At 69.3% G+C, this 23,410-nt stretch carries 25 protein-coding genes and 1 pseudogene; 17 read left to right on the top strand and 9 right to left on the bottom strand.

What is annotated here, in order from left to right:
• Window positions 1–71 precede the first annotated feature (71 nt).
• A pseudogene (locus tag ACFV9C_RS09060) lies at window positions 72–308 on the bottom strand (GNAT family N-acetyltransferase); the annotation flags it as partial.
• Window positions 309–522: 214 nt separating this feature from the next.
• On the opposite strand from ACFV9C_RS09060, the gene ACFV9C_RS09055 reads away from it, so the two are divergent.
• Window positions 523–1,014 carry a winged helix-turn-helix transcriptional regulator gene (locus ACFV9C_RS09055; protein WP_380191946.1) on the top strand — a complete coding sequence of 164 codons (492 nt, stop codon included), beginning with the start codon at window positions 523–525 and terminating at the stop codon, window positions 1,012–1,014.
• Between the two features lie 14 nt (window positions 1,015–1,028).
• Here ACFV9C_RS09055 and ACFV9C_RS09050 read toward each other — a convergent pair whose 3' ends face one another.
• Window positions 1,029–1,910: a helix-turn-helix domain-containing protein gene (locus ACFV9C_RS09050; RefSeq protein ID WP_380191944.1), complete on the bottom strand. Its 882-nt coding sequence runs from the start codon at window positions 1,908–1,910 to the stop codon at window positions 1,029–1,031.
• A 165-nt stretch (window positions 1,911–2,075) separates the two neighbouring features.
• Here ACFV9C_RS09050 and ACFV9C_RS09045 point away from each other — a divergent pair, with 165 nt between their 5' ends.
• On the top strand, window positions 2,076–2,906 hold the full coding sequence (locus ACFV9C_RS09045; protein ID WP_380191942.1) for an SAM-dependent methyltransferase: 831 nt from the start codon (window positions 2,076–2,078) through the stop codon (window positions 2,904–2,906).
• Window positions 2,907–2,957: 51 nt separating this feature from the next.
• Here the strand turns inward: ACFV9C_RS09045 and ACFV9C_RS09040 are convergent, their stop codons facing one another.
• Both ACFV9C_RS09040 and ACFV9C_RS09035 read right to left on the bottom strand, forming a co-directional pair.
• Entirely contained in the window at window positions 2,958–4,037 is a 1,080-nt protein-coding gene (locus ACFV9C_RS09040; RefSeq protein WP_380191940.1) for a ricin-type beta-trefoil lectin domain protein, read from the bottom strand.
• A 131-nt stretch (window positions 4,038–4,168) separates the two neighbouring features.
• Window positions 4,169–4,738: a helix-turn-helix domain-containing protein gene (locus ACFV9C_RS09035; protein WP_380191939.1), complete on the bottom strand. Its 570-nt coding sequence runs from the start codon at window positions 4,736–4,738 to the stop codon at window positions 4,169–4,171.
• Between the two features lie 54 nt (window positions 4,739–4,792).
• Here ACFV9C_RS09035 and ACFV9C_RS09030 point away from each other — a divergent pair, with 54 nt between their 5' ends.
• From ACFV9C_RS09030 to ACFV9C_RS09005, 6 genes are read left to right on the top strand one after another with little or no spacing between them, the layout of a single operon-like run.
• Window positions 4,793–5,479: an AzlC family ABC transporter permease gene (locus ACFV9C_RS09030; protein WP_380191938.1), complete on the top strand. Its 687-nt coding sequence runs from the start codon at window positions 4,793–4,795 to the stop codon at window positions 5,477–5,479.
• Entirely contained in the window at window positions 5,476–5,799 is a 324-nt protein-coding gene (locus ACFV9C_RS09025; protein ID WP_380191936.1) for an AzlD domain-containing protein, read from the top strand. Before ACFV9C_RS09030 ends, ACFV9C_RS09025 begins: the two co-directional genes overlap by 4 nt.
• A gap of 19 nt (window positions 5,800–5,818) precedes the next feature.
• Window positions 5,819–6,490 (top strand): DUF3824 domain-containing protein, encoded by a 672-nt coding sequence (locus ACFV9C_RS09020; RefSeq protein ID WP_380191934.1) that lies wholly within the window; start codon window positions 5,819–5,821, stop codon window positions 6,488–6,490.
• Between the two features lie 2 nt (window positions 6,491–6,492).
• Window positions 6,493–7,194 (top strand): tyrosine-protein phosphatase, encoded by a 702-nt coding sequence (locus ACFV9C_RS09015; RefSeq protein ID WP_380191932.1) that lies wholly within the window; start codon window positions 6,493–6,495, stop codon window positions 7,192–7,194.
• Window positions 7,195–7,236: 42 nt separating this feature from the next.
• The gene (locus ACFV9C_RS09010; protein ID WP_380191931.1) at window positions 7,237–8,133 is read left to right on the top strand and encodes an ABC transporter permease; all 897 of its coding nucleotides are present in this window, start codon (window positions 7,237–7,239) and stop codon (window positions 8,131–8,133) included.
• Window positions 8,126–8,890 (top strand): ABC transporter ATP-binding protein, encoded by a 765-nt coding sequence (locus tag ACFV9C_RS09005; protein ID WP_380191930.1) that lies wholly within the window; start codon window positions 8,126–8,128, stop codon window positions 8,888–8,890. Before ACFV9C_RS09010 ends, ACFV9C_RS09005 begins: the two co-directional genes overlap by 8 nt.
• Here the strand turns inward: ACFV9C_RS09005 and ACFV9C_RS09000 are convergent.
• Window positions 8,887–9,891, bottom strand: coding sequence for a glycosyltransferase family 2 protein (locus ACFV9C_RS09000; RefSeq protein WP_380191928.1), 1,005 nt, complete (start codon window positions 9,889–9,891; stop codon window positions 8,887–8,889). The genes ACFV9C_RS09005 and ACFV9C_RS09000 overlap by 4 nt on opposite strands.
• 6 nt (window positions 9,892–9,897) lie before the next feature.
• Window positions 9,898–11,379 carry an LCP family protein gene (locus ACFV9C_RS08995; protein ID WP_380191926.1) on the bottom strand — a complete coding sequence of 494 codons (1,482 nt, stop codon included), beginning with the start codon at window positions 11,377–11,379 and terminating at the stop codon, window positions 9,898–9,900.
• A 269-nt stretch (window positions 11,380–11,648) separates the two neighbouring features.
• Between ACFV9C_RS08995 and ACFV9C_RS08990 the strand changes: the two genes are divergently transcribed.
• From ACFV9C_RS08990 to galE, 4 genes are all read left to right on the top strand, one after another.
• Entirely contained in the window at window positions 11,649–12,482 is an 834-nt protein-coding gene (locus ACFV9C_RS08990) for a serine protease (protein WP_380191924.1), read from the top strand.
• Window positions 12,483–12,537: 55 nt separating this feature from the next.
• Window positions 12,538–14,616 carry a spermidine synthase gene (locus ACFV9C_RS08985; protein ID WP_380191922.1) on the top strand — a complete coding sequence of 693 codons (2,079 nt, stop codon included), beginning with the start codon at window positions 12,538–12,540 and terminating at the stop codon, window positions 14,614–14,616.
• Entirely contained in the window at window positions 14,609–15,238 is a 630-nt protein-coding gene (locus tag ACFV9C_RS08980) for a class I SAM-dependent methyltransferase (RefSeq protein ID WP_380191920.1), read from the top strand. Before ACFV9C_RS08985 ends, ACFV9C_RS08980 begins: the two co-directional genes overlap by 8 nt.
• A 61-nt stretch (window positions 15,239–15,299) precedes the next feature.
• Window positions 15,300–16,250, top strand: coding sequence for a UDP-glucose 4-epimerase GalE (galE, locus tag ACFV9C_RS08975; protein WP_380191918.1), 951 nt, complete (start codon window positions 15,300–15,302; stop codon window positions 16,248–16,250).
• Here the strand turns inward: galE and ACFV9C_RS08970 are convergent.
• The gene (locus ACFV9C_RS08970; RefSeq protein ID WP_380191916.1) at window positions 16,247–17,026 is read right to left on the bottom strand and encodes an SDR family NAD(P)-dependent oxidoreductase; all 780 of its coding nucleotides are present in this window, start codon (window positions 17,024–17,026) and stop codon (window positions 16,247–16,249) included. The genes galE and ACFV9C_RS08970 overlap by 4 nt on opposite strands.
• Window positions 17,026–17,706 carry a TIGR03089 family protein gene (locus ACFV9C_RS08965; RefSeq protein WP_380191914.1) on the bottom strand — a complete coding sequence of 227 codons (681 nt, stop codon included), beginning with the start codon at window positions 17,704–17,706 and terminating at the stop codon, window positions 17,026–17,028. Before ACFV9C_RS08965 ends, ACFV9C_RS08970 begins: the two co-directional genes overlap by 1 nt.
• A 67-nt stretch (window positions 17,707–17,773) precedes the next feature.
• Between ACFV9C_RS08965 and ACFV9C_RS08960 the strand changes: the two genes are divergently transcribed.
• Window positions 17,774–18,109, top strand: a complete 336-nt coding sequence (locus ACFV9C_RS08960; RefSeq protein WP_380191912.1) for a twin-arginine translocase TatA/TatE family subunit — start codon at window positions 17,774–17,776, stop codon at window positions 18,107–18,109.
• On the opposite strand, the gene ACFV9C_RS08955 is transcribed toward ACFV9C_RS08960, so the two are convergent.
• Window positions 18,062–18,982, bottom strand: a complete 921-nt coding sequence (locus tag ACFV9C_RS08955) for a LysR family transcriptional regulator (protein WP_380191910.1) — start codon at window positions 18,980–18,982, stop codon at window positions 18,062–18,064. The genes ACFV9C_RS08960 and ACFV9C_RS08955 overlap by 48 nt on opposite strands.
• Before the next feature lie 70 nt (window positions 18,983–19,052).
• On the opposite strand from ACFV9C_RS08955, the gene ACFV9C_RS08950 reads away from it, so the two are divergent.
• The 4 genes from ACFV9C_RS08950 to ACFV9C_RS08935 are packed head-to-tail and all read left to right on the top strand — an operon-like array spanning window position 19,053 to window position 23,404.
• A complete protein-coding gene (locus ACFV9C_RS08950; RefSeq protein ID WP_380191908.1) occupies window positions 19,053–19,880 on the top strand; it encodes an SDR family NAD(P)-dependent oxidoreductase in 828 nt (275 codons plus the stop codon).
• 58 nt (window positions 19,881–19,938) lie between these two features.
• Entirely contained in the window at window positions 19,939–21,276 is a 1,338-nt protein-coding gene (locus ACFV9C_RS08945) for a hemolysin family protein (protein ID WP_380191906.1), read from the top strand.
• Complete coding sequence (locus tag ACFV9C_RS08940) at window positions 21,273–22,322, top strand: hemolysin family protein (protein ID WP_380191904.1); 1,050 nt, start codon at window positions 21,273–21,275, stop codon at window positions 22,320–22,322. Before ACFV9C_RS08945 ends, ACFV9C_RS08940 begins: the two co-directional genes overlap by 4 nt.
• A 41-nt stretch (window positions 22,323–22,363) precedes the next feature.
• Window positions 22,364–23,404 (top strand): NAD(+)/NADH kinase, encoded by a 1,041-nt coding sequence (locus tag ACFV9C_RS08935; protein WP_380191902.1) that lies wholly within the window; start codon window positions 22,364–22,366, stop codon window positions 23,402–23,404.
• The last annotated feature ends 6 nt before the right edge of the window (window positions 23,405–23,410 follow it).

Here is a 23,410-nt window from a genome sequence, read left to right as displayed (position 1 = left end):
GGCGCGACGAAGCTCAGCAACGACCCGTCCCGTTCGACCGTCGCGTCCGGCCAGCGCCGCCGTACCATCCGCACCGAGCGCTCGTTGGCGGCGCTGACCACGAAGAGGAAATGCGTCGCTCCCGAAGCGATCGCGTCCGCGGCGGCGATCGACAGCATCCGTACGCCGAGCCCGCGGCGCTGCTCGTCCTCCGCGATCACCGCCGCGAGCTCCGCGGTCGTCGCGCCCGGGGCCCAGGCCCACATGGCGTGCCCGACGATCGCCGGACCGCGGGTCGCGACGAACGCGGCGCCGGCGGGGCAGAGCATCCGCAGCAGTAAGGCGGATCGCGGTGGCGAGCCGATCGCGGTCTGGAAGCGGAAGTAGCGGCTGAGGTCGGTCAGCCCGGTCAGCATCCTGGCCAGCTCGTCCGCGTCGGGTTCGCCGGCGCGGCGGACGAGCGGCGGTCTCGTCTGAGTCTGGTTCACGGATTCAGCGTTGCTGGCTTGGCTGAGTCTGTCAAGCGGACTTATCATCGGTCACATGGACACGGCGGTGAACGAACAGATGCCGGAGGCGATGAACTGGTCCACGGAGAACTGCACGATCTCCCGGACGATGGACATCCTCGGCGACAAGTGGACTTTTCACGTCCTGCGGGAGCTCTTCGTCGGCGTCCGCCGGTTCGAGGACATCCGGGCCCGCGCGGGCATCCCGCGGCAGATGCTGACCGAACGCCTCGCCGCACTGATCGAGCGCGGCCTGATCCGCCGCCACCCGTACCGCCTGCCCGGCCAGCGCGAACGCTCGGAGTACCGGCTGACCCAGGCCGGCATGGACCTTTACCCGGTGCTGGTCGCGATGGTGCAGTGGGCCGACCAGTACCTCCCGCTGGACGCCGGCCCGCCGATCGAGCCCCGGCACCGCGGCGACTGCGGCGAACGCGTCAACGTCGTACTGCAATGCGAGGGCGGCCACCATCCGACCCCGCGCGAGGTCGCCTTCCGCGCCGGCCCCGGCGCGCAACCCCGTTAGAGCGCGCAACCCTGTTAGAGGTCGTCGACCTGCTCGATCGCGCGCCGGAGCAGGCGTTCGGTCTCACGGGGCTGGGCGGCGGTGATCGATACGGCGTCCATCGTGACGGCGTACGTGTCCAGCTCCTCGCGCTTGTCCAGGTAGACCGCGCTGCTCAGGTGCTCGATGTAGACGATGTCCGGCAGGTCGGCGTCGTTGTACCGCAGCAGCGTGAACGCGCCGCCGGTCGCCGTGTACCCGCCCCGCTCGAACGGGATGATCTGCAGCGTCACGTTGTGCCGCCGGGACGCGTCCAGCAGGTACTCCAGTTGTGTCCGCAGCACGTCCTTCCCGCCGATCGGGCGCCGCAGTACGCCTTCGTCCAGGACCGCCCACAGCCGCGCGGGTCGTTGCCGCGTCAGCACGTCCTGGCGGCTCATCCGCAACGACACCAGGCGATCGACCTCGGCCTTCGGCAACGGCAGGTCCTTCCGGGCCATCTGGATCACGGCCCGCGCGTAGTCCGGCGTCTGCAGCAGTCCGGGCACGAACTGCAGCTCGAACGTACGGATCAGGTCGGCCGCCATCTCCAGGCCGAGGTACGAGTGGAACCACTGCGGCGTCAGGTCGTCGTACCGCTGCCACCAGCCGGGGTTGTTCGCCTCCCGGGCGAGCGTCAGCAGCCGCTCGCGCTCCTCCGGGTCGTCGAGTTTGTACAGCGACAGCAGGTCGTCGACGTCGCGGACCTTGAAGCCGACCCGGCCGAGCTCCAGGCGGCTGATCTTGGACTCCGACCCGCGGATCGCCCAGCCGGCGTCGGTCCGCGTCACACCCGCGGCCTCACGCAGCCGGCGCAGGTACGCGCCGAGCATGATGCGCAGGGCGGTCGGTCCGCCGTACGCCGCCGGCTCGGTCACCTCTCGCCTCCCAGCAGCAGTGATTCGGTGTGCAGCAGTTGATCATTTCATAACGGGTCGTGACTATGTCCATACGCACGCGCCGACACGATGTGTTCAGCGCGCCGTACTCTCGGTAGAGTCTGTCGCACAGACTTCCCGATCACTCTCTGCGAGGTTCAACCGATGGTTGATGCCACCAAAGCGCCAAGTTCGATCCCGGTCGGCGTCGACACCAGCCGGGCCAGCATCGCCCGGGTGTACGACGCCTTCCTGGGCGGCAAGGACAACTTCGAGGTCGACCGCGAGGTGCTGCGCGGGGTCCAGGCCGCCGCGCCGCAGGCCCAGGACCTGGCCTGGTCGAACCGGAGCTTCCTGATCCGCTCGTGCCGGTTCCTGGCCGGCCAGGCGGGTATCACGCAGTACCTGGACTGCGGATCCGGTCTGCCGACCGCCGAGAACACCCATCAGGTCGTGCAGCGGATCCAGCCCGAGGCCAAGGTGCTCTACATCGACAACGACCCGGTGGTGCTGGCGCACGGCCGCGCGCTGCTCGAGGAGAATGAGAACACCCTGTTCGTCAGCGCGGACATCTTCGACCCGGACGAGGTGCTCAGCAACCCCGAGGTCCGCAAGTTCCTCGACTTCTCCCAGCCGATCGCGGTGATGCAGGCCGGCACGCTGCACCACTACATCGGCGACGAGGGCGCGCAGATCATGCAGAAGTACGTCGACGCGGTGGTGCCCGGGTCGTACACGGTGATTTCGCACTTCTACGACCCGGAGACTCCCGAGCACACCGAGGTCGCCCAGCGGATGGAGGACAAGTTCATCCACAGCCCGATGGGCAGTGGCCGGTTCCGCACCCGCGCGGAGCTGATGACGTTCTTCCCGGGCCAGGAGCTGGTCGAGCCGGGGCTGGTGCTCTGCGACAACTGGTGGCCGGACGGCCCGCGGATGAAGCCGCTGAACCAGGTCGAGGAGTGCATCGTCGGCGCGGTCGGCCGCAAACTCTGAGTCGAGTCGGTACGACGGGGCGCCCTGGTGCAGGGCGCCCCGTTCCCGTTCTCAGAACGTCCAGCGCTGACCGGCCGAGTTGTTGCAGGTGGCAACAGTCACCGGATTGCCCAGGGCAACCGGTGCGGTCAGGCAGCGGCCACCGGTGCGGATCGTGCCATCGCCGGGCTGCGTCCACTGCTGGTTGGTCCCGCCGTGGCAGCCGTAGAGGATGACGGCACCGGCTTGTGTGGCACTCGCGTCCAGGCAGCCGAACTGTGCGTGAAACGTGGTGTTCTCGGCATGCACCCAGTTCTGGTTGTCGCCGCCGGTGCAGCTGTACAGCAGGATCGTCGTACCGTCGGATCCCGACACGTCCAGGCAGCCGCCGCTGCCACGGATGTCGCCGGACGCGGAGTTGCCGATGCCGTTCTCCTGGACGGCGGTCGAGCCGTTCAGCGTGACCTGGCTGTCGGCCGCGCAGCCGCTGCTCTCCGACGAGCCGGTGAAGTGCGCGGTCAGGCTGCCACTGGTCGGTGCGCTCATCGTCAGCTTCGAGTACGGCTCGTCGCCGCAGGTGGCCTTGTCGTTGTTCCAGTCGAAGTACTCGGTCCAGCTGACCATTCCCGACGTACTGATCGTGTTGCTGGCGCCGGTCTGCAGGCTGCCGAGCTTGAACGACGTCCCGGCGGTCAGGTCGCGGACGGTCACGCCGTACCAGCCGCTGCCCTCGCTCGCGACTGCGAAGGCGTAGGTGTGGCCGGACGTCGGTGCCTTGTCGAGGCGGCAGCTTCCACCCGTGCCGTCCTCCTGGAACTTGATGCAGTAGGTGCCGGTGTCACCGGCCTTCCAGGCGGTCGAGTTCCAGAGCGAGTACAGGAACATGCCGCCGCCGTCGCGGTGCAGTTGCATGCCGGTGTACCCGCTGACGCTGCCGCCGGTGAACCCGAACTGGTTGGCCCAGTAGACGTTCGCGCGGCCGGGGGAGCTGTCGACCGTCATCCGGAACTCGGTCGAGGTGAGCGACGCGGTGTCGAACGTGTAGTTGACATAGGTGCCCGGGGTGACGCCGGTCGCGGCAGCCTGCGAGGCCGGTACGACGGCCGCGGCCAGGCCGAGCAGGGCGCACGTGAGCAAGGTCTTGAGTCTCATCGGGGTGCTACCTCCATGCGAAGTGGGGCGGGACTTCGAACAGAGAGCTCTCGCGACGATGATGCGCAGAGATGCAGACGGATGTCCAGAGATGAGCGGTTAACGTTCCAGCTGCTCGTAAATGAGCGTCTCTAGACGTGCTCCGAGACCAGGGTGGCGGCGGTGTTGGGCTCGAGGGCCTGGAAGATGTGCGGGAGGTCGCCCGGGTAGGCGACGTAGTCGCCGGGGAGCAGTTCGACCGGGTCGTCGGTGGGGCCGACGAGGGCCCGGCCGGAGCCGAGGATGACGTGTTCGACGACGCCGGGCATGTGCGGGTCGGACCGGCGGCCGGGGCCGGGGGAGGCGACGATCCGGTACAGGTCGCGGCGTGCGTGCGGTGGGCTGGAGGCGACCAGGGTGGCGCTGTAGTCGGCGTGGTCGGAGTAGATCGCCGGGCCTTCGCCGGCCCGGATGATCTGGACCTTGGGGCGCGGCGGGTCGAGCAGCGCGGCGAACGGGGTGTCCAGCGCGACCGCCAGCGCCCACAGCGTCTCCACGCTCGGGTTGCCGGTGCCGGACTCCAGCTGGGACAGCGTGGACTTGGCGACGCCGGCCCGCTTGGCGACCTCGGTCAGTGACAGGCCGGCCCGGGCCCGGTGCCGGCGCAGGGAGGCGGCGATCACGTCCAGTGGTGCCTTGCTGTCCATCGATGTTCGCTCCATCGGTCAGTTTGTTCGGCTTGACGAACGGGCGGCGCGGTGTTCACCATAATGCCCATGCGTTCGATTTGGCGAACACTCGATCAGGGACTTGCCCGCGACATCGCGCTGGTCTGTCTGGCCGACGGTGTGGTGGGGCTCTCGTACGGCGCGATCAGCGTCGGCGGGGGGCTGCCGTTGTGGGTACCGATCCTGCTGTCGATCGTGGTGTTCGCCGGTGCGTCGCAGTTCCTGTTCGTCGGGATCGTGGCGGCCGGCGGCAGCCCGATCGCCGCGATGATCGCCGGCCTGCTGGTGAACAGCCGGCACGTCGCGTTCGGTCTGGCGGTCAGCGACGTGATCGGCGGCGGCTGGCGGCGCTGGCCGGGCAGCCACGTGATGACCGACGAGAACGTCGCGTTCGCGATGGGGCAGGACGAGCCGGCCCAGCGCCGTGCGGCGTACTGGGCGGGCGGGCTCGGGATCTTCGTCTGCTGGAACGTCGGCGTGGTGATCGGCGGGCTGGCCGGTTCGGTGATCACCGACACCGACGTGTTCGGGCTGGATGCGGCGTTCCCGGCGGTACTGCTGGCGCTGGTGCTGCCCGCCTTGCGCGATCGCCGTACCCGGACCGCTGCCCTCGTCGGCGGGGTGGTCGCGCTCGCGGCGACGCCGTTCCTGCCCGCCGGTCTGCCCGTTCTGCTCGCGCTCGTGGGCCTGTTGTTCTACCGCGCGGACAAGCCCGCACTGGAGGTGGCCCGATGACGAACACACCGTTGCTGCTGGTGGGTATCGGAGTACTTGCCGTGGGCACCTTTTCGCTGCGGTTCGCCGGGCCGGCGCTGCGGAGCCGGTTCGAGATCCCGGAGAAGGCGCAGCAACTGCTCGCCGCCGCGGCGATCGTGCTGCTGACCGCGCTGGTCGCGACCGCGGCGCTCACCCAGGGGCACGGCCCGGCCGGGATCGCCCGGCCCGCCGGGGTGCTGGTCGGCGGGGTGCTCGCCTGGCGGAAGGCGCCGTTCGTCCTGGTCGTGGTGGCCGCGGCCGCGACGGCGGCGGGTCTTCGCTTGCTCGGTGTGCCCTGAGACCCGATACCGTGCAGCCATGACCCAACCCGGGATGTCCGCGGCGCCGAAGAAGTCGATCCTGCCCACGCTCGCGATCGTGTGCTTCGTGGTCGGCGCGGCGCTGACCGCGTTCTTCGTCTGGCGGATCGTCGTCACCGCGCCGCATTCGCCGCAGCCGATCGAGGGCGGCACGGTGCACCTGAAGAAGGAGGGGCTGACGATCTACTCGTCCGTCCCGGTGCTGGCCCCGCCGTGCACGGTGAAGGACGCGAACGGCAACGACGTACCGACGAAGAAGCCGGGCGGGTCCGAGACGATCACGATCAACGGCGACACCTGGTACGTCGTGGCGCGGTCGACGTCGACCGTACCGGCGGGTGACTACAGCATCTCGTGCACGGACAGTGAGACCAGTGCGACGTACGCCGCCGGGCCGAAGTCGTCGATCGGTGCCTTCGTGCTGTCGATCTTCGGCACGGTCTTCTCGCTGCTGATCTTCATCGGGCTCGGCGCGACGTTCCTCGCCATCGGTCTGGTCCGCAAGAACCGCAGCCGCCGCCCCACCAACACCTTCCCGACCCAACCAGGTGCCCCCGGCAACTACCCGCCGCCCGGGAACTACCCGCAGCAGCCGCCGCAGTCCCACACCTTCCCGGCACCGCCGCCCTACAACCCCGGTCAGAACCCGGACCGCCCCCAGGACCGCTGACCATGGACCTCGACTGGCCCGGTTGCCGGAACGTCCGCGACGTCGGCGGGTTGCCGACGGCTGACGGGCGCGTGGTGAAGGCCGGCGTACTGATCCGCTCCGACAGCCTGCAGTACCTGACCGCGAACGGTGTCGAGGCGGTACGGCGGTCCGGCGTACGGCGGATCCTGGATCTCCGTGGTGACGGTGAAGTGGCGGCGTTCCCGACGCCGTTCACCGGTACGCCGCTCGCGGTGCGGCAGTCGCTGCAGGATCCGGCGGACCCGGAGCACGGGCAGCCGACCATCGTCGAGGCCTGCATCTGGATGCTCGACCAGCGGCCCGAGTTGTTCGCGGCCGCGGTGCGGGCGATCGCGGACGAGCCGGACGGCGCGGTCGTCGTGCACTGCCACGGCGGCAAGGACCGCACCGGCATGGTGGTCGCGCTGGCGCTGAGCGTCGCCGGCGTGCCGGAGGACGAGATCGTCGCCGACTACTACCTCACCCAGTCGCGGCTCGCGGGGTGGCTGGAGGAGCAGTTGGCGGACGAGCCGGATGCCTCGAAACACCCGGAAATGATCGAGTTCCGGGACACCCGGGCGGAGTCGATCGTCGCGATTCTGCGCCATCTGGACACCCGGTACGGCGGGCCGGAGGCATACCTGCGGCACGGTGGTCTTACTGAAAACGACCTCAGCAAGCTGAAAGCCCGCTTAGTCGGCTGACCTGCGTCACGACCCCGTCACGGACCGCAGTACATTGGCGCAATGCCAACCGCAGTGCCGACAGGGCAGCCCGGGGTGACCGACCCGGCAGCGCTCGCCGAACGCTACGGACTCACCAAGAGCTCTGTTCGCCCGCCACTTCGCTCGTACCTGCGCGAGCTGTGGAGCCGTCGTAAGTTCGTCGTCAGTTACGCCACCGCACGCACCTACGCCATGTACGCCGGGGCCCGCCTCGGCTCGATCTGGCAGATCCTCACCCCGCTGCTCAACGCCGGCGTGTACTACCTCGCCTTCGGTGTGCTGCTCGGGACGAGGAACGGGATCCAGAACTACGTCGCGTTCCTGCTCAGCGGTGTCTTCGTGTTCACGTTCACCCAGCGCTGCATGACCGAAGGGTCCCGCTCGCTGGCGCTGAACCTGTCACTGATCCGCACCCTGCACTTCCCGCGCGCCACGTTGCCGCTCGCCTACGTGCTGAACGAGCTGAACCAGATGCTCATCTCACTGGGCCTGCTGTTCGTGGTCGTGGGTTTCACCGACGGTCCCGCGTGGCGCTGGTTCCTGATCGTCCCGGCGATGCTGCTGCAGGTGATGTTCAACATCGGCATCACGCTGGTGTTCGCGCGGATCGGGACGTTCGTGACCGACATCAGCCAGCTGCTGCCGTTCATCACCCGCACCTGGCTGTACGCGTCCGGGATCTTCTTCTCGCTGCCGTACAAGCTGTCCCAGCTGCACGCCCCGAGCTGGGTGGTCCAGGTGCTGGCGTTCAACCCGATCTCGGCGTACATCGACATCGTCCGGCGATCGCTGCTCCAGGAGCACCAGCGCAACCAGCTGCCGAACGCGTGGACGATCGCGATCGTCTGGGCGTTCGTGATGCTGGCCGGCGGGCTCTGGTACTTCTGGCGGGCGGAGGACCGTTATGGCCGTGGCTGATTCAGGGACTGCACCGACGGTCATCGCCGACCGGGTCGACATCATCTACAAGGTGATCGCCGGCCAGGGCGGCAAGGGTACGGCGGCGACCGCGCTGCGGCGGATCGTCAACCGCCAGGACCGGCCGACGATCCGCGAGGTGCACGCGGTCAAGAACGTCAGCTTCACCGCGTACAAGGGCGACGCGATCGGCGTGATCGGCCGCAACGGCTCCGGCAAGTCGACGATGCTGCGCGCGATCGCGGGCCTGCTGCCGCCCGCGTCCGGCGTCGTCTACACCGGCGGGCAGCCGTCGCTGCTCGGCGTCAACGCGGCGATGATGAACGACCTCACCGGCGAGCGGAACGTGGTGCTCGGCTGCCTCGCGATGGGCATGTCCCCGGCCGAGACCCAACGCCGGTACGCCGAGATCGTGGACTTCTCCGGGATCGGCGACTTCATCGACCTGCCGATGTCGACGTACTCGACCGGTATGCAGGCGCGGCTGAAGTTCGCGATCGCGTCCGCGAAGACGCACGACATCCTGCTCGTCGACGAGGCGCTGGCCACCGGCGACGCCGAGTTCCGGGTCCGGTCGGAGCGCAAGATCAAGGAGCTCCGCGACCAGGCCGGCACGGTGTTCCTGGTCAGCCACAGCCTGGACGTGGTGCAGGAGACCTGCAACCGGGCGCTGTGGCTGGATGCCGGCGTACTGAAGCTCGACGGTCCGGTCGACGAGGTCGTCGCCGCCTACATCAAGTCCACCAGGGCGGGTTAGGCGGCCTTCGGGCGTTCGCGGAGGCCGACCAGGAAGCCGAGACCCCAGGAGACGTGCATGGTCGCGCAGACCAGCGGCATCCAGAACAGCGCCTTCCAGGGCAGGTAGCGGCCCTCCATCGCCGAGCCGAAGATCAGCAGCAGCGCGTACCCCAGCGGGGCCAGGAAGCCGATGTCGAGCCAGCTGACACCGGTGGCCAGGCCGATGATGCCGAGGATCGTGCCGACGACCAGGCCGATCACGGCGACCGGCGGCGCCAGGTACCGCTTGCTGGCGGTCTCCGGGTGCCGGCGGATCACCTCGCGGCGCCACTGGCCGGTGTGGAAGAACTGCTGCGCGACCGCGGACAGCGAGGACCGCGGCCGGTACGTCACCGACAGGTCCGGGCTGAACCAGATCAGCCCGCCGGTCTTCCGGATCCGGTAGTTCAGCTCCCAGTCCTGGGCGCGGTGCATGGTCTCGTCGAAGCCGCCGACCCGCTCCAGCGCGCCCCGCCGGAACACCCCGAGGTACACGGTGTCGGCCGGGCCGGCCTTGCCGCCCTGGTGGAACGTCGAGGCGCCCAGGCCGAGCCGGGAGCGGTACGCGCAGGCGACCGCCATCTCGGTCGGGGTCCGGCCCTCGGCGGCCATCACGCCGCCGACGTTGTCCGCGCCGCTCTCGTCCAGCACCTCGACCGCGCGGGTGATGTACCCGTCGGTGAGCGCGCCGTGGCCGTCGACCCGGACCAGGATGTCGTGCTTGGCGTGCGCGATCCCGACGTTCAGCGCGGCCGGCGTCTTGCCGGTCGGGTTCGGCACGATGCTGATCCGCTTGTCCTTCTCAGCCAGCTTGTCCGCGATCTCCTCGGTCCGGTCCTTGCTCGGGCCGATCGCGAGGACGACCTCGAGCTCACCCGGGTAGTCCTGGTCGAGGACGCGGCCGACCGCCTCCTCAAGATGGCGTTCCTCGTTCAGCACGGGCATCACGACGGACACGGGTGGCCAGTGGGACAGCGGCATATCAGGTCAGGCCTTACAGATCGATGCGACGTCGTCGACGCCGGCGGCGGGTGTAGTCGGTGAGCTTGTGGGCTTCTTGCTCGGCTTCTTGGTGCTGGTGTGGCTCGGAGTCGTGGTGGCGGTACTACGCGGAGTGGTCGAAGTCTTACCGTCTCCTCCTGGGCCGTCGTTGTCCAGCGATTCGGACTTCGCGATCGCCTCCGCGACCTTGGTCCGGATCACCGCGAAGTCCGGGTTACTCGTCGTGATCAACGGCGGGACCGCGGAGAAGCTTGACACCGGGAGCTTCTTCGCGTCCAGCGCGAGATCCATGAAGGTTCCGAGTTCGCCGGCCGGGATGCTGGTCTTGACGACTTCCTTACTGGCCGACGCGATGCTCTGGAACTTGGTCAGCACGGTCTGCGGCGACAGCTGATTCAGCATCGCGGACATCACGCACTTCTGCCGCGCCATCCGGTCGTAGTCCGAGGACTCGGCGCGCGAGCGGGCGAACCAGAGCGCGTGGTAGCCGTCCAGGTGGACGTTCTTGCCCGGCTCGATGTAGCCCTTGATCGGGGACGTCTCGCCGCCGATCGGCACCCGCTTGCCGATGTCCAGGGTGATCCCGCCGACCGCGTTGATCAGGTCGCGGAAACCGGTCAGGTCGATCAGCACGTAGTAGTTGATCTTCAGCCCGGTGACCGCCTCGACCGCCTGCGCGGTCGCGGTCTCACCGGGGTTGGGGTTGCCGGGGAACAGGTCCTTGTGGTTGGCGGCGTACGTGTAGACGCCGTTCAGCAGGCACTCGATACCGCAGTTCTTCCAGTGGAAACCGTCCGGGAACTGCTTGGCCAGCGGCGTACCGGCCGGGAACGGCACCTTCGCGAGGTTCCGCGGCAGGCCGATCAGGACGGTCCGGCCGGTGTTCGCGTCGACGCTCGCCACGGTCATGCTGTCCGGCCGGGTGCCGACCCGGTCCGCGCCGGAGTCGCCGCCCATCAGCAGCACGTTGTAGCGGCCCTTGTCGGCCTTCGAGGACTTGGTGTTGCCGAACACGCTGGCGACGAAGTCGCGCTGGGTGTTCACGATCACACTCGCGTAGATCAGCGCACCGACCACGACGAAGATCAGCGCGCCGTCGAGGATGCTGGTGATCAGCCGGTGGTTGCGCTCCAGCATCAGCGGCTGGCTGATCCGGTAGGCGTCCACGAACAGCGCGGCCCAGCCGAGGGCGAGCAGGATCAGCAGGATCTGCACCAGCCGGAGCGTGCCCGGTCTGGCCAGGATGTTGATCGTCCCCGACCGCCAGATCAGCGCCAGCACGACCAGGAACACGATGATCGCGATCAGCCCGGCGACCACTCGCCAGGCCCAGCGGCCGGCCTTCTTCGACCCCGCGACGATCTGGGCCGATCCCGGCAGGATCAGCGTCATCAACAGCAGTGTCAGCGCCCGCTTGAACCGGACCGGCTCGCGGAGACTGCGCAGGTCTGGCTTCTCCTGCGGCATGACGTCCTTCCGTTCCCAAAAAATTCAACGCAGTTCGGGCGGTCTTACACTTTTCCCGACGGTACCTGGTTGCTTCTCATCACTTGGTACGACGTGCCGGTGGCTGTGATGGTTCGCACCCGGGCGGATCCGGAGACGAAGAGTAGCAGTCTCCTCACACAGCGCAGGAAAACCCGTGTTCTCACCCTGCTTCACACAGCTGTGATGGTCGGCGGCCGATCGATGCGTTACGAAGTCCTCTAAGCACAAACAGTGAGGAAACCGCCCCCATGAAACTCTTCCGCACAGTCCTGGCCGCTACCGCGGTCCTGACCACCACCGTCCTCGGTACCAGCGCGGCCCAAGCCGCCGCCCCTGGCGCCGACTTCTCCGGCATCGCCGCGCTGAGCAACTGCTCCGCCTCGCTCGTCCGGTACGCCGAGTCCGTCGACACAGACAAGGCCCTCGTACTCACCAACGGGCACTGCTACGAAGGCGGGTTCCTGCAGCCCGGCCAGGTCCTGGTGAACAAGGCCTCGACCCGTTCGATCACGCTGCTGAACCCGGACTCCAGCCGGGCCGGCACGGTCCGCGCCGACAAGATCCTGTTCGGCACGATGACCAAGACCGACCTGATCGTGTACCAGGTCAACGAGACCTACGCCTCGATCAAGAGCCGGCTGAACGTCACCCCGCTGACCCTCGCCAAGCAGGCCCCGGCCGACGGCGCCGGGATGGCGGTCGTGTCCGGTTACTGGAAGCGGATCTACACCTGCTCGGTGCAGGCCACGATCCCGCAGCTCCGCGAGGGCGACTGGACCTGGCAGAACTCGATCAAGTACCAGCAGCCCGGCTGCGAGACCATCGGCGGTACGTCGGGATCGCCCGTGGTGAGCACCACCACCGGCGAGATGATCGGCATCAACAACACCGGCAACGAGGACGGCGAGCGCTGCACGGTGAACAACCCGTGCGAGGTGGACGCGAACGGAAACGTCACCGTCGACCAGGGCGCGGCGTACGGCGAGCAGACCTGGTGGCTGTACACCTGCCTGACCGCCGACCGGGCGATCGACCTGAACAAGTCCGGGTGTGAACTGCCGAAGCCGGCCAGGCGTCGGTAAAAGTTTGCCTGCGGGGTGACGCACGCCACTTCGATATCCGGTAACGTCGCCCCGCATGGCTGTCGACTCCGCAACCGACCACGTGTCCCCGCCCCGTTGGCCGAGCCCGCTCGGAGTACGGACGCGGCTGGTCGCGTCCAGTGCGCTGATGCTGTTCACCGAGCTCGCGCTGATCCGCTGGACGGGCTCGAACGTCGTCCACCTGAGCTACTTCTCGAACTTCGTCCTGCTCGGCTCGTTCCTCGGCATCGGGATCGGCGTACTGCGCTCCAGCCGCGCGAAGCGGCTCCCGTACTACTCGCCGATCATGCTCGGCCTGCTGGTCCTGGTGATCGCCTGGAAGCCCGTCACGGTCGACCGGGGCAGCTCGTCCAGCGTCATCTACTTCACCAGCCTGAACACCACCGGCCCGCCGGTCTGGGTGATCCTGCCGATCATCTTCATCGCGGCCGCCGTGGTGCTGGCCGGTCCGGCCGAGCTCGTCGGCCGCTGTTTCGCCGAGCTGCCGCGGTTGACGGCGTACCGCTTCGACCTGGTCGGCAGTCTGGTCGGGATCGTCTCGTTCACCGCGCTGTCGTTCCTGGGCGCGCCGCCGATCTGGTGGGGCCTGATCGTCACGATCGTGTTCGCCGCGCTGATGATCCCGCGGACCGCGTCCGGCACGCGGCTCGTCGCCACCGCCGTGAGCGCCGGGCTCGTGCTGGCGCCGCTGCTCGTGATGCTCGGTGTGCTGTTCCACGAGTCGACGCGGCCCGACCTCAGCTGGTCGCCGTACTACAAGGTGAAGACCAAGCAGTACACGTGGGAGAACGTCCCGCTGCTCACCATCACGGTGAACGGTGTACCGCACCAGCAGGCGATCCCCGCGGACGCCCGGCTGCAGTGGGAGCCGCAGTACGGCCTGCCGTACGAGCGCGCGACCGCCGGCAAGAAGCCGAACAACGTGCTGATCATCGGCGCCGGCTCCGGGTCGGACGTCGCGATCGCGCTGAAGAAGGGCGCGGCGCACGTGGACGCGGTCGAGATCGACCCGCGGATCCGTGACCTCGGCAAGCAGCTGAACCCGGACCGCCCCTACCAGGACCCGCGGGTGACGTCGCACATCGACGACGGGCGCGCGTACCTGTCCCGGACCAACAAGAAGTACGACCTGATCCTGCTGGCGCTGCCGGACTCGCTGACCCTGGTCAACGGGGCGAGCTCGCTGCGGCTGGAGAGCTACCTGTTCACCAAGCAGGCGTTCGAGTCGGCGCGCGACCACCTGAACCCGGGCGGCGCGTTCGCGATGTACAACTACTACCGCGAGACCTGGCTGATCGACCGGCTCGCCTTGACCGCGCAGACGGCGTTCGGGCACAAGCCGTGTGTGGACAAGATCGGCGACGGTCTGCAGCAGGCGGTGGTCACGGTCGGCCTCACCGAGCAGGACCAGACGTGCGGCTCCGAGTGGGCCGGCGCGACCTCGACGACGCCGCCGCCCGCGACCGACAACCGCCCGTTCCTGTACCTGTTCACGGACCGGATCCCGTCGCTGTACCTCGTCACGCTCGGGCTGATCCTGATCGCCGGCCTCGTCGGCGTGGGCATCGCCGGCGGCGGGTCGTCGTTCAGGCGGATGCGTCCGTACGCGGACCTGTTCCTGCTCGGCGCCGGCTTCATGTTGCTGGAGACGAAGAGCATCACCGGGTTCGCGTTGCTGTTCGGTACGACGTGGGTCGTGAACGCGATCGTGTTCGCCGGTGTGCTGGTGGCGGTGCTCGCCGCGGTCGAAGTGACGAGGCGGTTCAAGACGCCACCGGTGAAGGTGATGTTCGCGGTGCTGTTCGGCGGGCTCGCGCTGTCCTGGGTGTTCCCGGACAGCTGGCTGCTCGGGATGCCGGTCGGGCTGCGCGCACTGGTCGCCGTCCTGATCGCGTTCCTCCCGATCTTCGCGGCGAACGTGATCTTCGCGAAGCGGTTCACCGACACCGCGGACGGCACCGCGTCGTTCGGCGCGAATCTGCTCGGCGCGATGCTCGGCGGCTGTCTCGAGTACGCCGCGCTGGTGATCGGGTTCCACGGCCTGCTGATCATCGCCGCGCTGCTGTACGCCGGTGCGTTCCTGCTGACCCCGAAACTCCGCATCCGTGGATGACCTGACCGAGTACTACCGCGAGCGGGCCGGCGAGTACGACGCGGTGTACGAGAAGCCGGAACGGCAGGAGGACATCGCCCGGTTGCGGGCCCTCCTGCCCCCGCTCGTCGAAGGCCGTTCGGTGCTGGAAGTTGCCGCCGGCACCGGTTACTGGACGACCGCGCTCGCGACCACGGCACGGTCCGTGGTCGCGACGGACTTCAACTCCGAGCCACTGGAGCGGGCGCGGGCCCGGTCGTACGGCGACGCCGACGTACGGTTCCGGACGGCGGACGCCTACGACCTCGGCGCGGTCGAGGGGCGGTTCGACGCGATCTTCGCCGGGTTCTTCTGGTCGCACGTGCCGCGGGCCGACGTACGGCGGTTCGCGCACGGCCTGCTGGACCGGGTCGAGCCGGGCGGGGTGGTGATCCTCGCGGACAACCGGTACGTGGAAGGCAGCAACCATCCGATCACGCGGACGACCGCGCACGGGGACACGTACCAGACACGGCAGCTGTCCGACGGGCGGACCTTCGAGGTGCTGAAGAACTTCCCGACCCGGGAACAGCTCGCCGCCGACGTCGGGCGGTCGGTGGAATGGACCGAGCTGGCTTACTTCTGGCTGGCAGTTGTCTGCTAGTTGGTACAGGTTCGGCCCGTTTCGCGGGGCCTGCCGGGGTACGGGTGGCAGGATCTGAGACATGACGTGGCTCGTGACTGGTGGTGCTGGGTACATCGGAGCGCATGTGGTGCGGGCGTTCCGCGACGACGGGATCGACGTGGTCGTGATCGACGACCTGTCGAGCGGGAAGGCCGAGTTCGTCCCGGACGGCGTGCGGTTCGTCCGGGCGAACCTGCTCGACGGTACGGCGGTCCGGGAGGCGCTGGACGGCGTCGAGGGCGTCGTCCACCTGGCCGGGTTCAAGTACGCCGGGGTGTCGGTGGAACGGCCGTTGCATACGTATACACAGAACGTGACCGCGATGGTGTCGCTGCTCGAGGCGATGGCGGAGAAGTCCGTGCGCAACCTCGTGTTCTCGTCCAGCGCCGGCGTGTACGGGACGCCGCGCGACGAGGTGGTCACCGAGGACACCGCGCCGGATCCGCAGTCGCCGTACGGCGAGTCGAAGCTGATCGGCGAGTGGCTGCTCCGCGACCAGGCGGCCGCCACCGACCTGCGGCACACCTCGCTGCGGTACTTCAACGTGGTCGGCTCCGGGGACCCGACGGTCTACGACGCCAGCCCGTACAACCTGTTCCCGATCGTCTGCGACCTGCTGACCCAGGGCAAGACGCCGCAGATCTACGGCACCGACCACCCGACCCCGGACGGTACGTCGGTGAAGGACTACGTGCACGTCGCCGACCTGGCGCGCGCCCACGTCGCGGCCGCCCGCGCGCTCGAGGCCGGCAAGACCCTCGAACGCGTCTACAACCTGGGCAGCGGCACCGGTACGTCGGTCCGCCAGATCATGGACGCCGCCCGCCGCGTGACCGGGATCGACTTCACCCCGTCCGAAGGCCCGCGCCGGCCCGGCGACCCATCCCGCGTGGTGGCGAACGGCGACCTCGCGGCGCGCGACCTCGGCTGGCAGAACACCTACACGGTCGACCAGATGTTCGCGACCGCGTGGGAAGCCTGGCCGCGCTAGTACTCCTTCTTGAAGAATCCTGAGGGGCCCAGGTTCATCCCGCCCGGGCCGGTCAGGACCCCGCCCTCCACCGGGAGGGTGTGGCCGGTGATCCAGGAGGCGTCGTCGGAGGCCAGGAACGCGACGGCGGCGGCGATGTCCTCCGGCTCGCCGACCCGGCCCAGTGGGTACATCTTGCTGAACCGCTCCAGGGTGTCCGGCTGGCTGTCCCAGTTCGGCGTCCGGATGGTGCCGGGGGCAACGACATTGAAGCGGACGCCGAGCTCGCCGTACCGCGCGGCGTAGTTGACGCTCAGCGCGATCTGGCCCGCCTTCGCGGCCGCGTACTCGATGTTGCCGAACGCGGCGAGGCCGTTGACCGAGCTGATCGTGACCACGTTGCCGCGGTGCTTCACCAGCTGCGGGAGCGCGGCCTGGATGCAGCGCGAGGCACCGACCAGCGTCAGGTCCAGCTGCGCGTGGAACTCCTCGGCGGTCGCGTCCTCCGGGACGGAGCGGACGATGCAGCCGCCCGCGTTGTTCACCACGACGTCCAGCCGGCCGAACTTCGCCACCGCGGCCGCGACCGCCGCGTCGACGTCGTCGCGATTCGTGACGTCGACGCGCACCGGCAGCGCCTGCTCGCCGATGCTGTCCGCGACCTCGGCGATCTTGTCCTCCTGGAGGTCGGTGACCACCACCGACGCCCCCTCGTCGGCCAGCCGGCGCGCGACCGCCGACCCGATCCCCTGCGCCGCCGCCGTGACCAGCGCTACCTTGCCCTCGAACCGTCGCACTACCCCTCCAGGATTCGGTCGACCTTCTCGTCCGCGACCCGGCGCTGGAGTTTCGCGGCGTCCAGGTTGCGGCAGAGCACGATCGAACCACCTCCGGCGATCACCCCGACCAGCAGGCCCAGACCGTCCCGGTCCGTGAGCGTCCGCGTGACGAGGATCCGGTCCGCGACCGGGTCCGCCGTACCGATGAGCTGCTCGTGGGTGAGGTCGTCGTACGCCGGGGACGCGGGCGTGGGGGCGTCGTACGGGGAGAAGACGTCGGGGTGGTTGTAGACCTCGGCGCCGTAGTCGTGCACGCCGTCCGGCAACGGTTCGCGGAAGCGGCCGCCGAGGGGGAGGAGGGCCGACGCCACGGTCTCGCGCTCGCCGCGGATCGTGAGGTCGGGGCCGGTGATCGCGATCGTTCCGGTGCCGCTGGTGAGGGCGGCGCCGGCGGACCAGGTGGACAGCGCCCAGACCACGCCGAGCCAGTGCGGCGGGAGGCCGATCGCGACGGTGTCGCCGGACTCGGCGTCGTACTCGTCGGTAAGCAGGTTCGCGGTCTTCGCGACCCAGTTCGCGGTGGTCACCGCGCTGAGCTCGATCCGCTCGCCGGACACGTCGTCGTAGTAGGTGAGGAACGGCCGGGCGCCGTCCCGGCGGACCGCGGCCGCGAACAGCTCGGGCAGGACTTGTGACATATGGCCCACCCTACGGTTCGCGGACCGGCGTACGTTGGAAGTGAATGAGCGGAGAGAAGGGTTCGTCATGGTGCCAGTGCTCGCGCTGCCGGAAGGCGGCGAATGGATCGTCATCCTGGTCATCGTCGTACTGCTGTTCGGCGCGAAGAAGCTGCCGGAGCTGACGCGGAACGCCGCCAAGGCGATGAAGGAGTTCGAAAAGGCCCGCCAAGGCGACGACGAAACCCCCGCCCAGGTCACTCAGAACTCAGCCCAGCCACAGGTACCTGTGCAAACCCAGCCAGCCACTCAGGCGCCCGCTCCGGCGCAGCCGCAGGCAGCGGCTCCCGCCCCGGCTCCTGCTCAACCTGTGGATTCAGCTGAGGGTGAGCTCGGCGGTGGCGGCTCGGAGAGCGCCCGCTAGCAGGGCGACCGGCTCCGTCATGCGGCCGGGGAGGCGGGCGAGGATCGTTCTGCGGAGTTCTTGAGGCCCGCCGCGGACTGTGAGCACCCGAACACCTGATGGCACCGCGGGCGCCATCGACGCGGAGATCGTGGTGATGCCCGCCCCGGCAGCCACCAGTTGCAGCTTCGCGAACCAGTCCCGCACCGTATGCGCGACCACCGGCCGCTCGTCCAGCCCCGGCCACACCCCCATCAGCAACTCCCCGCTCGACGCCGGCCCCGCGATCCACCGCTGACCGCGCAACTCGCCGACGTCGACCCCGTCGTACGCGGCCAGCGGATGCCCGGTCGGCACCGCCAGCATCAGGCTCCGCTCGGCCAGCGTCTCCAGCTTCAGCGCCGGTGTCTCCGCGTCCGGCGGCCGGAACGGCGGCGCCGACGCGATCACGGCGAGGTCGATGGTCCCGGCCCGCAACGCCCGGACCAGCGCCGGCGTGGACCCCTCCCGCGTCGTCACGGTCACCGCCGGATGCGTACGCCGTACCGCGCTGATTGCCCGCGGCAACAAAACCGCCCCGGCGCTCGGGAACCACCCGAGCCGCACCGTCCCGCCCGCGACCGGCAACCCGGCCAGCTCCCGCGCCGCCGCGTCCAGCTGGTCGAGCACGACCGCACCGCTCCGCAGCACCACCTGCCCGGCCGCCGTCAGTACGACGCCTTCCCGCCGCCGTTCCAGCAGTTGGTTGCCCGCGGCGCGCTCGAGGGTGGCGATCTGCCGCGACACGGCCGACTGGGTGTACCCGAGCGCGACCGCGGCGGCGGTGAACGTACCCCGCTCCGCCACCTCCCGGAACACCCGCAACGCGACCGGCGAGACATCGGTGAAGTCCATGACATCTACGCATACCACCTGTGCCGAACTTTCGCTGGAGTCATACCTCCCGCGGACCTACGGTGGCCGCATGAGAATCGCACTGGTCACCGGCGCCAACCAAGGCATCGGCTACGCACTTGTAGAAGAACTCGCCCACCGGATGAACCCGGAGGACCTCGTCCTCCTCACCGGAAGGAATTCGGAAAGAGTCGCGGCCGCGGCTGCACAAGTGGAAGGGAAGGCCCGGGTCGAGGGGCGGGTGCTCGACGTGACCGACGGGGACGCCGTGCAGCGGTTGGCGGACGAGCTCGGGGCGGTCGACATCGTGGTGTCCAACGCGGTCGGGCCGTTGGAGCCGGGGAAGGCGCCGGTCGAGCAGGTCGACGAGTTCGTGGACGTGGCGAACCTGGGTGCGCAGTACATGCTGCGGTCGTTCGGGCCGATCCTGCGTCCGGGCGGACGACTGATCGTGGTCGCCAGCTCGCTCGCGACCCTGGAGCAGCTCCCCGAGCACCTCTGGGAACGCTTCGACGGCGCGTCGCTCGACGACATCGAGAAGGTCGTCGAGGAATGGCGGACGGCGGTCCACGACGGTACGGCGACCGCGCACGGCTGGCCGGAATGGATCAACCTCCCGTCCAAGGTCGCCCAGGTCGCCGCGGTCCGCGCCGTCGCCGCCGAACGCCGCGAGGACGACCTAGCCTCCGGCACCCTGGTCGCCTCGGTCTGCCCGGGCCTGGTCGACACCCGCGCCTCCCGCCCCTGGTTCGAGGACTTCAGCCAGGCAAAGTCCCCGGCCGAAGCAGTCCGTCCACTGGCCGACCTGATCCTCGCCGACCACGTGACCCCCAGCCAGTACGGCGAACTCGTCCGCGACGGTGAAGTCGTCCCGTGGAAACCGTCCACCCCTCGGTAACGGCTCATTCACCGACCCCGCAGTACTGCGGCCGCTCGAGTTCTCATATTGTTCTGTCATGTTGATCCTGGCCGGCCTGGGCCTGATCCTGGTGCTGACCGTTGCCACGGGCTACTTCGTGTCCCAGGAGTTCGCGTACGTCGCCGTCGACCGGAGCCGCCTGAAGACGCTGGCCGACGGCGGTGACCCGGCGGCCGCCCGGGCGCTGAAGGTCACCGCGCGGTTGTCGTTCGTGCTGTCCGGCGCGCAGGTCGGGATCACGATCACCGCGCTGCTCGCCGGGTACTTCGCGGAGCCGTACCTCGGTGCGGGGCTCGAGCACCTGCTCGGCGCGGCCGGCGTACCGGAGTCCGTCAGCCTGTCCGTCTCGGTGATCCTGGCGTTGCTGCTGGCAACGGTCATCCAGATGGTGCTGGGCGAGCTGGCCCCGAAGAACCTGGCGATCGCCCGCGCGGAGGCGATCGCGCTGCGGCTGTCCCGTTCGACGCTGCTGTACCTGGCGGTCGCCGGGCCGGTGATCCACCTGTTCGACTCGGCGTCGAACCGGATCCTCCGCCGGGTCGGGATCGAGCCGGTCGAGGAGCTGCCGCAGGGCGCGACCCCGCAGGAGCTGGACCGGATCATCGAGACGTCGTACGAGCAGGGCCTGCTGGACGAGGACACCATGCGGCTGCTGGACCGCGGCCTGGACTTCCGCGGCCGGACCGCCGGCGAGGCGATGGTGCCGCGGGTCGACGTCGTCACCGTGCACCGCGACGAGCCGCTGACCCGGGTGGTGGAGCTGCAGGACACCGGGCACAGCCGGTTCCCGGTGGTCGGCGAGTCGGTCGACGAGGTGATCGGCGTGGTCGCGATCGGCGACGTGGTCGAGCTCGAACCGGCCGATCGCGCCACGATCGGGGTCGGCTCGCTGGCCACCCAGCCGGTCGCCGTACCGACGACCTTGCCGCTGCCCGCCGTACTGGAGCGGCTCCGGACCGCGCGCCGGCAGCTGGCGATCGTCGTCGACGAGTACGGCGGGTTCGCGGGCATCGTGTCGCTGGAGGACATCGCGGAGGAACTGGTCGGCGAGATCCGCGACGAGGACGACCTGCCGGAGACCGGGCTGGTGCAGGGCGGCGACGGCTCGTGGGTGGTGCCGGCGCGCTGGCGGCTCGACGAGGTCGCGGAGGCCACCGGCGTACCGCTGCCGGAGAGCGACGACTACGAGACCGTGTCCGGGCTGGTGATGGCGCGGCTCGGCCGGATCCCGGACGTCGGTGACTCGCTGGTCGTGGAGCTGCCGCAGCGGATCGACCACGACGGGAAGCCGCTGCCGATCGAGTCCGTACGGCTTACTGTGCAGACGATCGAGCGCCGGGTGCCGGGCATCGTGCTGATGGAGCGGGTGGCATGAGTACGACGTGGGCGCTCGTCATTTCCGCCGTACTGCTGGCGTTGAACGGGTTCTTCGTCGCGGCCGAGTTCGCGTTGGTGGCGTCGAAGCGGCACCGGCTCGAGGAAGCGGCGGCGTCCGGCAGCCGGTCGGCCCGGGCCGCGATCGCCGGGGTCAGCGAGTTGTCGTTGATGCTCGCGGGCGCGCAGCTCGGGATCACGTTGTGCACGCTGGGGCTCGGTTCGCTGAGTGAGCCGGCGGTGGCGCACCTGCTGCATCCGCTGTTCGAGCTGGCCCACATTCCGGAGGGTGTCGGGCATGTGGTCGCGCTGATCATCGCGGTCGGCGGGATCGGCCTGCTGCACGTGCTGCTCGGCGAGATGGCGCCGAAGTCGTGGGCGATCAGCGACCCGGAGCGGTCCGCGCTGATCCTGGCGCTGCCGTTCCGCGGGTTCACGTACGTGTTTCGGCCGCTGCTCAGCGTGCTGAACTGGATCGCGAACCTGTGCGTCCGGCTGGTCGGCGTCACTCCGCAGAACGAGATCGCCAACGCGCACGGGCCGGACGAGCTGCGGCTGCTGATCGAGTCCTCCCGCGAACACGGGACGCTCGAGGAACCCGAACACGAACTGCTGACCGCGATGCTCGCGTTGCAGAACACCACGGTCGGCCAGGTGATGACGCCGATCGCGGAGCTGTCCACGGTCCCGGCGACCGCGTCCGCCCGCGAGGTCGAACTGACCAGCCGCCGCGAAGGCCACTCCCGCCTGGCTGTCGTTTCCGGTACGTCCATCTGCGGCATCGTGCACGTCCGCGACGCGGCCCGCGCGACCACCGCCGGCGACACCGGGAGCCGGGCGTCGGACCTGATGATGGCGGCGCTCGAACTCGGCGACAACACCCCGGTGGCGAAGGCGATCCGGACCATGCGCGACGCGCGTTCGCAGCTCGCGGTGGTCTGCGGCGGCGAGCAGGCGATCGGCGTGGTCGCACTGGAGGACCTGCTCGAGGAGGTGATCGGCGAGTTCGACGACGAGACCGATCCGATTGTCAGGGCCGCCGAATAGCCGGGTTACCGTGTGGTGTGGCGATTTCGCGGCTTGGGTTGGTGGTTCACCAGGGTCGGCCGGTCGCGGTGCAGACCGCGGAGACGGTGCGGCGCTGGGCGACCGCGCACGGCATCGGCTGTACCGACATCGACGTCTGGAAGGACCACGAGGAACGCCGGTCCGGGACCGAGGAACTGCACCACGCCGGTGACCCGGACCTGGTCGTCACGCTCGGCGGCGACGGCACGTTCCTGCGCGGCGCGCGGATCGCGGCGAAGAACAACGCCGCCGTACTCGGGGTCGACCTGGGCAAGGTCGGGTTCCTGACCGAGGTCGCCTGCAAGGACGTGGAGGCCGCGCTCGAAGCGGTGCACCACGGCGGAGCGACGTACGAGGAACGGATGACGCTGACGATGCGGGCGTCGCGGCCGTTGGAGATCCCGCACGGCATCGAGTCGCTGCTCCGGTACGGCCACGGCCCGGCGCTGCCGCCGCCCCCGGTCCGGCACGAGGTCGCCGAGGGCGACGGCTGGGGGATGGCGCTCGACGTCACCGCGCTGAACGACGTCGTGGTGGAGAAGCTCGCGCGGGACCACCAGGTTGCGTTGGGCGTGTACCTGTCCGGGCGGTTGCTGGCGTCGTACTCCGCGGACGCGGTGATCGTGGCGACACCGACCGGGTCCACGGCGTACAGCTTCGCGGCCGGCGGGCCGATCCTGTCGCCGAACACCGACGCGATCGTGTTCACCCCGGTCGCGCCGCACATGACGTTCAACCGTACGGTCGTCGCCGCACCGGACGAGCCGATCGCGCTGCGGGTGCTGCCGCACTCCGGGCAGGCGGCGGTGAGCATCGACGGGCAGCTGCGCGGCGTACTCGACCCGGGGGACTGGATCGGGGTGTACGGATCACCGCGGCGGTTGCGGCTGGTGCGGCTGCGGCCGACCGATTTCTACGGGCGGTTGCGCGACCGCTTCCGCCTCACCGACGCGCCAGCGACCGGGATCGACGGGGAGGCCGAACTGTTCTGGCAGCCCGCCGGTACGCCCGTCCCGCCGGACCTCCAGCACCTGCGTCTGCCGCCTGGTGACGACCGGTAGGGTCTC

This window comes from Kribbella sp. NPDC059898 (assembly GCF_042730855.1).
In the GTDB taxonomy this organism is placed as follows: Bacteria; Actinomycetota; Actinomycetes; order Propionibacteriales; family Kribbellaceae; genus Kribbella.
The sequence above is the reverse complement of the archived record's forward strand: the minus strand, read 5'-3'. Positions and strand labels throughout refer to the sequence as shown.